The following is a 12,762-nucleotide window of genomic DNA, read 5'->3' on the forward strand; positions in this document are numbered from 1 at the left end:
TGCTGCTCCGGTGTCACTTCAAGAAGTCCGGGACATCCAGTTCCTCGGCCGGGCTGTCCTGGTACGGCCGGGCCGTGGGGACCTGCGGCGCGGGGGCCTGGACCTCGACCGGGGCCGGCTCGGCGGGAGCCGGGGGCTCCTCGCGCGGCGGGACCGTGCCGAGTCCGCCGAAGGCCGGACGGACCGGCTCGGCGGCGCGGACCGGAGCCGGGGCCGGCTCCTCACGCTTGGTGGACGCGGCGCCGATGACGTTGTCCCGGCGGGCCGGGGGCTGTCCGCCGTCGAACCCGGCGGCGATGACGGTCACCCGTACCTCGTCGCCGAGCGCGTCGTCGATGACGGCGCCGAAGATGATGTTCGCCTCGGGGTGCGCGGCCTCGCTCACCAGCTGCGCGGCCTCGTTGATCTCGAAGAGACCGAGGTCCGAGCCGCCGGAGATGGAGAGCAGCACGCCGCGGGCGCCGTCGATGGAGGCCTCCAGCAGCGGGGAGGAGATCGCCATCTCGGCGGCGGCCACCGCGCGGTCGTCGCCGCGGGCGGAGCCGATGCCCATCAGGGCCGAGCCGGCCTCGGACATCACGGACTTGACGTCGGCGAAGTCGAGGTTGATCAGACCCGGGGTGGTGATGAGGTCGGTGATGCCCTGGACGCCGGAGAGCAGGACCTGGTCCGCCGACTTGAAGGCGTCCAGGACGCTGACCTGGCGGTCCGAGATGGACAGCAGGCGGTCGTTGGGGATGACGATGAGGGTGTCGACCTCTTCGCGGAGCTCGGCGATGCCGTCCTCCGCCTGGTTCGCGCGGCGCCGGCCCTCGAAGGTGAACGGCCGGGTGACCACACCGATCGTCAGGGCGCCGAGCGAGCGCGCGATGTTGGCGACGACGGGTGCGCCGCCGGTGCCGGTGCCGCCGCCCTCACCGGCGGTGACGAAGACCATGTCGGCCCCCTTGAGGACCTCCTCGATCTCCTCGCGGTGGTCCTCTGCCGCCTTGCGACCGACCGCCGGGTTGGCGCCGGCGCCGAGGCCGCGGGTGAGTTCGCGGCCGACGTCGAGCTTGACGTCGGCGTCGCTCATCAACAGCGCCTGCGCGTCCGTGTTGATGGCGATGAACTCGACGCCCTTGAGACCGACCTCGATCATTCGGTTGATGGCATTGACACCACCGCCGCCGACACCGATGACCTTGATGACTGCGAGGTAGTTCTGCGGTGCTGCCACGTCGAAGGCCTCTCGCCTCGAGTTACGTGTCGCCGCCTCGCGGGCCTGCGTTGCGACGACTGATGCCGAAATAGGGACGGTCCGAACGCGCCGACCCGAACCCTCACCCTAAAGTTTAGGGTTAGGGGTGTGTCTGTTCCCTGGACTCTTCCGAACAGGACACTAAGTCGACAAGTAGCGCGTGTTCAACGAACACGCCGAACCTCCCGTTTTTCTTTTCACCCTATGTGATCACCCGTATCGCTGGCCAACCAGGGTGCGCCGCTGTTCGACCTGACGTCAACTCCCGGCCGCGGCTGGGGCGGTGGGAACGCTCACGTCGAAGTGGGCGGCCTTCGGAGCGGCTTTCAGCAGAGCGGTCAGTGCACGCCCCTTCGCCTCGCTCTGCTCGCCGCTGCCCCACCGCACCGACCGGCCCCCGGTCAGCTCCAGCACGATGGAGTCGTAGGAACCCACCTTGACCTGCACGGTCTGCCCGGCGATCGGCGCCGGGAGGGATCCGGCGACGAGCACGGCCTCGTGCAGCAGCCGCTCTTCGTCGAAGCGGCGGGCGCTCGGAGAGCCGGCCGCGTTCAATTCGAGGACCGGAACACCCGCGGGTGCTTTCGCAACCGTGTCGAATCGCACACCCGATGCGTCCACTTCCACGAAGTTGGCGTCCTTTTTGATGAGCAGGACGGGTTTGCGCTCGGTCACCTTCAGTCCGATTCCGTGCGGCCAGGCCCGCACCGCATCAACCGAATCGATGCGGGGCAGACGCCCCCGCAGGCGGCTCTCGATCTCGTCCGTGTCGACGCTCACGAGGGGCGCGCCCACGGGCACGGCCGCGGCCGCGAGCACCTGCTCGGGGGTGAGCACGTCGGTGCCGGTGGCGGTGACCTTCTCGACGCGGAGCCAGGAGGAGCCGTAGAGGACCCAGCTGCCGCCCCCGACGAGGAGGACCGCGGCGGCCGCCCAGGCCAGCACGGGGCCCCGGCGCAGCTGCGTGCCGGAGCCCCGCGGGGCGGCCTTCTTCGGGGGCTTCGGGGGCTTGGCGGACTCGGGGCTTGCGGACGGCGCGGGAGAGCCGGCGCCCTTGCGGGGCGGCCGGCCGGGCCCGTCAGGAGACGGTGTTCCGCGCTGTGCGGTCGTCGCTCCGGCCACTGCTGTGCCTCCTGCGTCCGTGCTCCCGCGTCAGCGGGACCGGTGGGCTGCGATCGCCTCGTACACCATGCCGACCAGCAGCTCGTCGGCGTCCCGGCGGCCGAACTCACCGGCGGCGCGGGACATCTCGTACAGGCGGTGCGGGTCGGACAGCACCGGGAGGACCTGGCCGAGCACCCAGTCGGGCGTCAGTTCCGCGTCGTCCACGAGCAGGCCGCCGCCGGCCTTGACCACCGGCTGGGCGTTGAGCCGCTGTTCGCCGTTGCCGATCGGCAGCGGGACGTAGGCGGCGGGCAGCCCGACGGCGGACAGCTCGGCGACGGTCATCGCTCCCGCGCGGCACAGCATCATGTCGGCGGCGGCGTACGCGAGATCCATCCGGTCCACGTACGGTACCGGCACATAGGGCGGCATCCCGGGCATGTTGTCGACACGCGGCAGTTCGTTCTTCGGCCCGACCGCGTGCAGGATCTGCACGCCGGAGCGCTGGAGGGTCGGAGCGACCTGCTGGATGGTCTCGTTGAGGCGGCGTGCGCCCTGCGAGCCGCCGGAGACCAGCAGCGTGGGCAGGTTGGGGTCCAGGCCGAACGCGGCGCGCGCCTCGGGGCGTACGGCGGCCCGGTCGAGGGTGGAGATGGAGCGGCGCAGCGGGATGCCCACGTAGCGGGCGCCGCGCAGCTTGCTGTCGGGGGTGGAGACCGCGACGGCGTGCGCGTACCGGGAGCCGATCTTGTTGGCCAGTCCGGGCCGGGCGTTGGCCTCGTGGACGATGATCGGCACCCCGAGCCGCTTGGCCGCGAGGTAGCCGGGCAGGGCCACGTAGCCGCCGAAGCCGACGACGCAGTCCGCCTTGGTGCGCAGGAGGATCTCCTCCGCGGCCTTGATGGTGCCGCGCAGCCGTCCGGGGACGGTGATCAGCTCGGGGGTGGGCTTGCGGGGCAGCGGTACGGCGGGGATCAGCCCCAGTTCGTAGCCGCGCTCCGGCACCAGGCGGGTTTCGAGTCCGCGCTCGGTGCCCAGGGCGGTGATGCCCACTGAAGGGTCCTGCCTGCGCAGGGCGTCCGCGAGGGCGAGCGCCGGCTCGATGTGGCCGGCGGTCCCCCCACCGGCGAGTACGACATGCACCGAAATTCACCGCTCTCCGGACGGACGCTTCTTGACGCGCCGTCTCATCGACTTCCATCTCACCCCGGTCCGCCTCCAGCCGGTCTTCGGCTGTCGCATCGCGAGGGCCGCGCGCGCGGCGGGCTCCTCCCGCGCGAAGGCGATGAGCAGTCCGACCGCGAACATGGTCGGCAGCAGGGCCGACCCCCCGTAGGAGAACAGCGGGAGCGGGACTCCGGCGATCGGCAGCAGGCCGAGCACCGCACCGATGTTGATCACGGCCTGGGCCGTGATCCAGGTGGTCACGCCTCCCGCGGCAAACCGTACGAAGGAGTCCTCCGTGCGTCCGGCCACGCGGATACCCGCATAGCCTAGAGCCGCGAAGAGGGCGAGGACCGACAGCGTCCCCGCCAGTCCCAGTTCCTCCCCTGTGATGGCGAAGATGAAGTCGGTGTGTGCTTCGGGTAGTTGACCCCATTTTTCCACACTTGCGCCCAGGCCGGAACCGAACCAGCCGCCCGACGCGAGGGCGTAGATGCCGTGTACGGCCTGCCAGCAAAGGTCGTTCTTGCCCGGTTCTGTCGCGCCGATGCACTCCAGCCGGTCCATCCGGTGCGGACTGGTCTTGATGAGCAGGGCGACGATCGCAGCCGCGAAGGCCAGTACGCCGACGAACATCCGCGTCGGGGCGCCCGCGAGCCACAGCAGCCCGAACAGGATGGCGCCGAGGATCATCGCCGTGCCCATGTCCCCGCCCAGCATGATCAGGCCGAGCAGGAGGAAGGCCACGGGGACGAGCGGCACCAGGAGGTGCTTCCACTGGCTCAGCAGGCCCTTGCCGCCCTTGCGGGCCAGCAGGTCGGCGCCCCACAGGATCAGTGCCAGCTTGCCGAACTCGCTGGGCTGGAGCATGAACGGGCCGCCGAGCGAGATCCAGTTCTGGTTGCCGTTGATCGAGACCCCTATCCCGGGGACCTGGACCAGGACCATCAGGAACAGCGTGCCGGCGAGCACCGGGTAGGACAGGGCCCGGTGCAGCTTGACCGGCATCCGGGAGGCGGCCAGCAGCAGGACCCCGCCGATGAGCGCGGCCACGAACTGCTTCTTGAAGAAGTACGCGTCACCCAGCCCCAGCTGGAGCGCTTTGATCATGGAGGCGGAGTACACCATCACCAGGCCGAGCACGGTGATGAGCAGGGAACTGCCGAAAATCAGGTAATACGCCGTGAGGGGGCGGTCCCACGCCCTGCGCAACTGCTGCTGCGTACGCCGGAGACCGGCCAGCGGACCGCGCCCGGCGGGCCGCGCCGGGCGCTTCACACTCACGCCGGGGCGCTTGCGGCCCTGCGCCTTCACGGCGGACGGCCGCCGCCCCGGCAGCATCTGCTTGGCCGGCATCTGTGATCTTCCCCTCCACTCGTACGAGGCGAGCATCCGGCCGGAGGGAACCTGTCCCGGCGCCCCCGGCCTAGGCCGTGTCCGCGGCGCTCTCGGCGGCCAGTTCACGCACCGCGTCGGCGAACGCTTCCCCACGCTTGTTGTAGTTCGCGAACATGTCCATCGAGGCGCAGGCCGGTGCCAGCAGGACCGTGTCGCCGGGCTCGGCGAGCGCGGCCGCCTCCCGGACCGCTGCGAGCATCGCCCCAGTGTCGGTCCGGTCGAGGTCGACGACCGGGACCTCGGGGGCGTGTCGCGCCAGCGCCTCGGCGATGAGCGCCCGGTCGGCGCCGATCAGGACGGCGCCGCGCATCCGGTCGGCCGACTTCTGCACGAGTTCGTCGAAGGTCGCGCCCTTGGCGAGGCCGCCGGCGATCCAGACGACCTTGTCGAAGGAGGCGAGGGAGGCCTCCGCCGCGTGGGTGTTGGTGGCCTTGGAGTCGTCGACGTAGACGACGGAGCCGACCTCGTCCACCCGGGCGACCCGGTGGGCGTCGGGGCGGAAGTCGCGCAGCCCGTCGCGGACCGCGCGCGGCTCCACGCCGAAGGCGCGGGCCAGGGCCGCGGCGGCGAGCGCGTTGGCGATGTTGTGCGGGGCCGGCGGGTTGACGTCGCCGACCTCGGCGAGCTCCTGGGCGTTCTTCTGCCGGTTCTCCACGAAGGCCCGGTCGACGAGGATGCCGTCGACGACGCCGAGCATGGAGGGGCCGGGGGCGCCGAGGGTGAAGCCGATCGCGCGGCAGCCCTCTTCGACGTCGGCCTCGACGACGAGGTCCTCGGTCGCCTTGTCGGCCACGTTGTAGACGCAGGCCACCGTGTTGCCCTCGTAGATCCGGCCCTTGTCCGCGGCGTACGCCTGCATGGAGCCGTGCCAGTCGAGGTGGTCGGGGGCCAGGTTGAGGACGGCCGCCGAGTGGACGCGCAGCGAGGGCGCCCAGTGCAGCTGGTAGCTGGAGAGTTCGACGGCGAGTACGTCGTACTCCTGCTCGCCGAGGACCACGTCGATGATCGGGGTGCCGATGTTGCCGACGGCGGCGGTCCGCAGGCCGGCGGCCTTGAGGATCGACGCCAGCATCTGCGTGGTGGTGGTCTTGCCGTTGGTCCCGGTGATCGCGAGCCATTCGGCGGGCCCGGCAGGGGACCCTCCGCCGGCGTCCTGCCCCGCGGCCCGGCGGGCGGCGCGGAGTTCCGCGCCGGCTCCGCGCAGCCGCCATGCGACCTCGACGTCTCCGACGACGTCGACGCCCGCCGCGGCGGCGGCCAGGAAGAGCGGGCTCTGCGGCTGCCAGCCGGGCGAGGTGACGACCAGTTCGGTGCCCTCGGGCAGGGTCTCGCCGGCGCGGGCCCCGTCGGGCAGGTGGCCGAGGCGGACCTCGATGCCGGCTTCCGCCAGCTCGGCCGCCCTGGCCCGGTGCGCGTCACCGTCGCCGTTGTCGACGACGGTCACGCGGGCGCCCAGCGCGGCCAATGCCCGGGCGGCGCTGATGCCGCTGATGCCGAGCCCCGCCACGGTGATCCGGCCCGGCAGGCCGAACCGGCCCAGGGCGTCGGGGCCGAGCAGGCCGGCCAGGTCGGTGGCGCTCACTTGTCGGCTGCCCATCCCGCGTAGAAGAGACCGAGACCCACGATCACGCACATGCCCTGGATGATCCAGAAGCGGACCACGACCAGGACCTCGGACCAGCCCTTGAGCTCGAAGTGGTGCTGGAGCGGCGCCATCCGGAAGACGCGCTTCCCGGTCAGCTTGAAGGAGCCGACCTGGATGACGACCGACATCGTGATGAGGACGAAGAGGCCGCCGAGGAGAGCGATGAGGAACTCCGTGCGGGAGCAGATCGCGAGGCCGGCGAGCGCGCCGCCGAGGGCCAGCGAGCCGGTGTCGCCCATGAAGATCTTGGCGGGCGATGTGTTCCACCACAGGAAGCCGAAGCAGGCGCCCATGAGGGCGGAGGCGACGACGGCCAGGTCGAGGGGATCTCGCACCTCGAAGCAGGCGTTGGGGTTGGTGAGGTCGGCGGCCATCGCGCACGACTCCTGGAACTGCCAGACACCGATGAAGGTGTAGGCGCCGAAGACCATCACGGCGGCGCCGGTGGCCAGACCGTCCAGGCCGTCGGTCAGGTTCACACCGTTGGACATGGCCAGGATCATGAACAGCGCCCAGACCACGAAGAGCACCGGGCCGATCGACCAGCCGAAGTCCGTGACGAACGACAGCTTCATGGAGGCCGGGGTGAGTCCCCGCGAGTCCTTGAACTGCAGTGCGAGCACCGCGAAGGCGATACCGACGATCAGCTGGCCGGCCATCTTGGCCTTGGCCCGCAGACCCAGCGAACGCCGCTTGACGATCTTGATGTAGTCGTCGAGGTACCCGACGAGGCCCATGCCGGCCATCAGGAACAGCACGAGCAGACCGGAGAAGCTCGGCTCCTCCCCGGTGAGGACCTTCGTCAGCGCGTACGCGACGAGCGTGGCCAGGATGAAGGAGATGCCGCCCATGGTGGGCGTGCCCTTCTTCCCGGCGTGGCCGCGCGGGCCGTCGTCGCGGATGAACTGGCCGTAGCCCTTGCGGGCGAGCAGCTTGATCAGCAGCGGGGTGCCGACGACGGTCAGGAACATGCCGATGACACCGGCGAACAGGATCTGCCTCATCGGCCGGCGACCTCGCCCTCGACAGTGCCTTCGAGCAGGGCCTGCGCCACCCGCTCCAGACCGGCCGACCTGGAAGCCTTCACCAGCACGACGTCACCCGGGCGCAGTTCACTGCGCAACAGGTCGACCGCCGCCTGCGCGTCGGACACGAGCACCGACTCCTCACCCCACGAACCCTCGTTATATGCGCCCAGTTGCAGCCAGGAGGCTTCCCTGCCCCCGACCGCGACGAGCTTGCTCACGTTGAGCCGGACGACAAGCCGTCCGACCGCGTCGTGCTCGGCGAGAGCGTCGTCCCCGAGCTCGGCCATCGGGCCGAGCACCGCCCACGTCCGCCCCCCGTTCGCCCTGCCGCCACCGCCCATCGCGGCGAGCGCGCGCAGTGCGGCCCGCATGGACTCCGGGTTCGCGTTGTAGGCGTCGTTGACGATCGTCACACCGTCCGCGCGCTCGGTGACCTCCATCCGCCACCGCGACAGCGTGCCCGCTTCGGAGAGCGCGGTGGCGATCTCCAGGGCGGACATGCCCAGGACGTGGGCGACGGCGGCCGCGGCGAGCGCGTTCGACACGTGGTGCTCACCGTACAGCCGCAAGGTCACGTCGCTGCACCCGGTCGGTGTGTGCAGTGTGAAGGAAGGCTGCCCCCTGTCCGTCATGCGGACTTCCGTGGCCCGGATTTCGGCGTCGTCGGCCTCGCCGAACAGCACCGTACGGGCCTTCGTACGCCCGGCCATGGAACGAACCAGCAGGTCGTCGGCGTTGAGGATGGCGACGCCGCCCTCCGCCTCGGCCGGCAGGGCCTCGACGAGCTCGCCCTTGGCCTGCGCGATCTGCTCGCGGCCGCCGAACTCCCCGATGTGCGCGGTGCCGACGTTGAGGACCAGGCCGATCCGAGGAGGCGTCAGCCCGGTGAGGTAGCGGATGTGGCCGATGCCGCGGGCGCCCATCTCCAGGACGAGGTGCTGGGTGTCCTCGGTGACGCGCAGCGTCGTGATCGGCAGGCCGATCTCGTTGTTGAGGTTCCCGGGGGTCCACACGGTGGGGGCGTGGTGCTGGAGCACCTGCGCGATGAGGTCCTTGGTGGAGGTCTTGCCGGCGGACCCGGTGAGGGCGACGACGTCGGTGCCGAGGCGGCCGACGACGGCGCGGGCGAGCGCACCGAGGGCCGCCACCACGTCGGGGACGACGATGGCGGGGACGCCTACGGGCCGGGTCGCGAGGACGCCGACGGCGCCGGCGGCGACGGCGCCTTCGGCGTAGTCGTGGCCGTCGACCCGTTCGCCGACGAAGGCCGCGAACAGGCTTCCGGGCCGGACCTCGCGGGAGTCGTAGACGACGGGACCGGTGACCTGGAGGGACGGATCCGGTATGTCGTGGGGCCGCCCGCCGGTGATGTCGGCGATCTCGGCGAGGGAAAGGGCGATCACTGGTTCACCTCGGCCTGTCGGACCTGGGTCGTTCGATCGAGCAAGCGTTGGTGTTCGATCGCGGTGCGGAGCACCGTGCGGTCGTCGAAGGGCCGGACGACCCCTGCGGTGTCCTGGCCCTGCTCGTGGCCCTTGCCCGCCACCAGCACGGTGTCGCCGGGCTCGGCGCGCGCGACGGCGGCGGCGATGGCGGCCGCCCGGTCGGCGTCGACGAGGACGGCCGCTCGCTCGGCGGGCGGTACGGACACGGCGCCGCCGAGCATCGCCGCGAGGATCGCGAGCGGGTCCTCGGAGCGCGGGTTGTCGGAGGTCAGGACGGCCACGTCGGCGTACCGGGCGGCCGCGGCGCCCATCGGGGCGCGTTTGGTGGTGTCGCGGTCGCCGCCGCAGCCGAGGACGATGTGCAGCTTGCCGGTGGTGACTTCGCGCAGTGCGCGGAGCACCGACTCGACGGCGTCCGTCTTGTGCGCGTAGTCGACGACGGCGAGGTACGGCTGTCCGGCGTCCACGCGCTCCAGCCGGCCGGGGACTCCGGGGACCGCGGCGATGCCGTCGGCGGCGGTCTGCGGGTCGAGGCCGGCTGCGGCGAGCGTGACGACCGCGGCGACGGTGTTGGCGACGTTGAACGGGCCGGGCAGCGGGGCCTTGGCGCGCACGCGCTGTCCCTCGGGGCCGACCAGCGTGAGGGTGGAGTCCATGTGGCCGGTGACGACGTCCTCGGCGCGCCAGTCGGCGGCGGGGTCGCCCGCGGCCGAGAAGGTGACGACCGGGATCGTCGACTCCTTGGCCAGGCGGCGGCCGTACTCGTCGTCGAGGTTGACCACGCCCAGGCGGGCCCGGCGGGGGGTGAAGAGCCCCGCCTTGGCCTGGAAGTAGTCCTCCATGTCGGAGTGGAACTCCATGTGCTCGGGGCTCAGGTTGTTGAAGACGGCGACGTCGAAGACGCAGCCGTCGACGCGGCCGAGCACCAGGGCGTGGCTGGAGACCTCCATGGCCACGGCCTCGACGCCGCGTTCGCGCATGACCGCGAAGAGGGCCTGTAGGTCGGTGGCCTCGGGGGTGGTCCGCTCGGACTTGATGCGCTCGTCGCCGATGCGCATCTCGACGGTGCCGACCAGTCCGGTGCTGCGTCCGGCGGCGCGCAGGCCGCCTTCGACGAGGTACGCCGTGGTGGTCTTGCCGGAGGTTCCGGTGATGCCGATCTGGAGGAGGCCTTCGCCGGGGCTGCCGTAGATCGCCGCGGCGAGCTCGCCCATCCGGCCGCGCGGGTCGGCGACGGACAGCACCGGCAGGCCGGTGGCCGCGGCGCGCTCGGCGCCGGAGGGGTCGGTCAGCACGGCTGCGGCGCCGAGGGCCGCGGCCTGTGCGGCGAACTCGGCGCCGTGGGTGCGGGCTCCGGGCAGGGCCGCGTACAGGTCTCCGGGGCGGACCGCACGGGAGTCGTGCGTGATCCCGGTGATCTGCGCGGCGCCTGGTGACGGGATGCCCAGCAGCGTGGCCAGCTCGCCCAGCGGGCTCGGAGTGGCGGACGCGGGCCTGGGCGCTCCCGGCGGCGCTGCCGGGGCGTCTTGCTGGGTGGTTCGGGGCTGATCAGCGTGGGGCACGGCGGTGAGCGTACCGGGCCCGGCGGCCGGGCCGCGAAGTGAGGGCCCGGGCCCGGCTGGGGCGTCCGGTCGGTTCCCGGGTTTCGGGGTGATCGTTGTCACTGGTGGTGCCTCACGCTTTTCTTGCGGGCAGGCCGCGGCTTCGGGTCACCGGCCGGGCTGCGGACTGGGTTGCGGGGCGGGCGGCTGGGCGGCCTGCGGGCCGGGCTCGTAGGTGACCGGGAGCCCTGCGGGGGCGGTGCCGGTGGGGGCGATCTGGAGGGTCTTGAGGGCGAACTCCATGACCTTCTTGTAGATGGGGCCGCAGATCTGGCCGCCGAAGTAGCTGCCCTTGGTGGGGTTCTGGATGGCGCAGTAGACGGTGATGCGCGGCTTGTCGGCGGGGGCGAAGCCGGCGAAGGAGGCGGTGTAGCCCTTGTACCGGCCGGTGGCCGGATCCACCCGGTTGGAGGTGCCGGTCTTGCCGCCGACCCGGTAGCCGGGGATCTTCGCCTTGGTTCCGGTGCCCTCCTGGTCGTCGACGACGGATTCGAGCATCTCGGCGAGGGTCTTGGCGGTCTCCTCGCTGATCACACGGTTCTGTTCGGGGGCGGGGGCCGGGGTGAAGCGGCCGTCGGGGCCCTTGGTGCCGCGGACCAGCGTCGGCTCGATGCGGACCCCGCCGTTGGCGATGGTCGAGTACACGGAGGCCGCCTGCATGGCGTTGACGGACAGTCCCTGGCCGAAAGGGATCGTGTACTGCTGGGAGGTGGACCAGTCCTGCGGCTGGGCGAGGATGCCGCGGGACTCGCCGGGGTAGTTCAGGCCGGTGGGCCGGCCGATGCCGAACTTGGTCAGGTACGAGTGCAGGACCTCGTTGGACTTGGCCTGGGTGGGGCCGAGCTGGCCGGTGGCCAGGATGGTGCCGATGTTGGAGGACTTGGCGAGGACCCCGTTGAGGGTCAGGTACCAGGTCGGGTGGTCGATGTCGTCCTTGAACAGCCGGTCGCCGCGGTGCAGCCGGTTGGGGACCTCGACGCGGGTGTCGGGGGTCGCCTTCTTCTCCTCCAGCACGGCGGCCATCGACATCACCTTGGCGGTGGAGCCGGGCTCGTACACGTCCTGGAGCGCGGCGTTGCCCATGGCGGCGGAGCTGGCCCGGGTCAGGTCGTTGGGGTCGAAGCCGGGGGCGTTGGCCATGGCCAGCACCTCGCCGGTGCGGGTGTCCTGGACGATGACGTAGCCGCGGTCGGCCTCGGACTTCTGCACCTGTTCGGCGATGGCGCTCTGCGCCGCCCACTGGATGTCCCGGTCGATGGTCAGCTCGATGTCGTCGCCGGGGACGGCGGGCTTCTCGCTGGAGCCGGCCGTGGGGACCTTGCGGCCGCCGGACTGGGCGTAGGTGATCTCCCCGTCCTTGCCGGCGAGCTTCTTGTCGAGGGAGGACTCCAGCCCGCCGGCGCCCTTGCCCTCGGCGTTGACGTAGCCCAGTATCCCGGCGGCGAGGTCGCCGCCGGGGTACACGCGCTTGCTGCTGTCCTCCTTGAACACCCCGGCCAGGACGTTGGCTCCGGGGGCGTTGTTCTTCTTGTCGGCGGTCGCCTTCTCGGCGAAGACGCGCTTGAGGTCCTTGATCTGGTTCCAGACCTGGGGGGTCTGGCGCTGGGCGAGGACCACGTAGCGGCTGTTCTTGGTCCTGAGCTTGTCCGCGAGTTCCTTGGCGTCCTTGCCGAGGATGGGCGCCAGCAGCGCGGCGGCCTGCTCGGGGGCGTCCGGGGCCTTGCTCTCCTGCGGGGTGAACATCTTGGGGTCGGCGGTGATGTCGTACGCGTCGACGCTGGTGGCGAGTGCCACGCCCTTGCGGTCGGTGATCTCGCCGCGCTCGGCGGCCAGCTTGACGTTCGTGTAGCGGTTCTTGGACGCCGCCGCGGAGAAGGAGGAGGCGTCGACGGCCTGCACCTGGAGCAGCCGGACGACGAAGGCGAGCATGACGAGGGTCAGACCTACGCCGACCAGCCGCAGCCGGGGCCGGGGGCTGCCGAGCCGGATCGTGTGGGGCTTGCGGGGGCCGGCGGGGCGGCGGGTCGCCGGGCGTGTGGCCGGCCGGGCGGTGGCGCGGTTGCGGTCGCCGGGCCGCGGCGGCCTGGACGGTCCGGGCATCCGCCGTCGCGGCGGGTCCTGCGGGCTCACCCGGCCA

9 protein-coding genes are annotated in these 12,762 nt (G+C 71.6%); all 9 read right to left on the bottom strand.

Annotated features, from left to right (window positions below; translation table 11 throughout):
• Nucleotides 1-13 precede the first annotated feature (13 nt).
• On the bottom strand, nt 14-1,219 hold the full coding sequence (ftsZ, locus tag BSL84_RS09100; protein ID WP_030027896.1) for a cell division protein FtsZ: 1,206 nt from the start codon (nt 1,217-1,219) through the stop codon (nt 14-16).
• A gap of 279 nt (nt 1,220-1,498) precedes the next feature.
• Nucleotides 1,499-2,362: a cell division protein FtsQ/DivIB gene (locus BSL84_RS09105; protein WP_045323426.1), complete on the bottom strand. Its 864-nt coding sequence runs from the start codon at nt 2,360-2,362 to the stop codon at nt 1,499-1,501.
• A gap of 30 nt (nt 2,363-2,392) precedes the next feature.
• Entirely contained in the window at nt 2,393-3,487 is a 1,095-nt protein-coding gene (gene murG / locus BSL84_RS09110; RefSeq protein WP_030027892.1) for an undecaprenyldiphospho-muramoylpentapeptide beta-N-acetylglucosaminyltransferase, read from the bottom strand.
• 6 nt (nt 3,488-3,493) lie between these two features.
• Nucleotides 3,494-4,864 (bottom strand): putative lipid II flippase FtsW, encoded by a 1,371-nt coding sequence (gene ftsW, locus BSL84_RS09115; RefSeq protein WP_030027891.1) that lies wholly within the window; start codon nt 4,862-4,864, stop codon nt 3,494-3,496.
• Nucleotides 4,865-4,934: 70 nt separating this feature from the next.
• Nucleotides 4,935-6,503, bottom strand: coding sequence for a UDP-N-acetylmuramoyl-L-alanine--D-glutamate ligase (murD, locus tag BSL84_RS09120; RefSeq protein ID WP_234308532.1), 1,569 nt, complete (start codon nt 6,501-6,503; stop codon nt 4,935-4,937).
• Nucleotides 6,485-7,555 (bottom strand): phospho-N-acetylmuramoyl-pentapeptide-transferase, encoded by a 1,071-nt coding sequence (gene mraY / locus BSL84_RS09125; RefSeq protein WP_030027888.1) that lies wholly within the window; start codon nt 7,553-7,555, stop codon nt 6,485-6,487. The genes murD and mraY overlap by 19 nt, the downstream gene beginning before the upstream one ends.
• Nucleotides 7,552-8,982, bottom strand: a complete 1,431-nt coding sequence (locus tag BSL84_RS09130) for a UDP-N-acetylmuramoyl-tripeptide--D-alanyl-D-alanine ligase (RefSeq protein WP_030027887.1) — start codon at nt 8,980-8,982, stop codon at nt 7,552-7,554. The genes mraY and BSL84_RS09130 overlap by 4 nt, the downstream gene beginning before the upstream one ends.
• Complete coding sequence (locus tag BSL84_RS09135; protein ID WP_045323425.1) at nt 8,979-10,688, bottom strand: UDP-N-acetylmuramoyl-L-alanyl-D-glutamate--2,6-diaminopimelate ligase; 1,710 nt, start codon at nt 10,686-10,688, stop codon at nt 8,979-8,981. The genes BSL84_RS09130 and BSL84_RS09135 overlap by 4 nt, the downstream gene beginning before the upstream one ends.
• A 45-nt stretch (nt 10,689-10,733) precedes the next feature.
• On the bottom strand, nt 10,734-12,725 hold the full coding sequence (locus BSL84_RS09140) for a peptidoglycan D,D-transpeptidase FtsI family protein (RefSeq protein ID WP_045323424.1): 1,992 nt from the start codon (nt 12,723-12,725) through the stop codon (nt 10,734-10,736).
• Nucleotides 12,726-12,762 lie beyond the last annotated feature (37 nt).

This window comes from Streptomyces sp. TN58, assembly GCF_001941845.1.
GTDB lineage: Bacteria > Actinomycetota > Actinomycetes > Streptomycetales > Streptomycetaceae > Streptomyces.

What these genes read in the sequence shown, in the direction of transcription:
- ftsW (WP_030027891.1), bottom strand. Translation starts at nt 4,864, where the DNA reads ATGCCGGCCAAGCAGATGCTGCCGGGGCGGCGGCCGTCCGCCGTGAAG.
- murD (WP_234308532.1), bottom strand. Translation starts at nt 6,503, where the DNA reads ATGGGCAGCCGACAAGTGAGCGCCACCGACCTGGCCGGCCTGCTCGGC.
- mraY (WP_030027888.1), bottom strand. Translation starts at nt 7,555, where the DNA reads ATGAGGCAGATCCTGTTCGCCGGTGTCATCGGCATGTTCCTGACCGTC.
- BSL84_RS09140 (WP_045323424.1), bottom strand. Translation starts at nt 12,725, where the DNA reads ATGCCCGGACCGTCCAGGCCGCCGCGGCCCGGCGACCGCAACCGCGCC.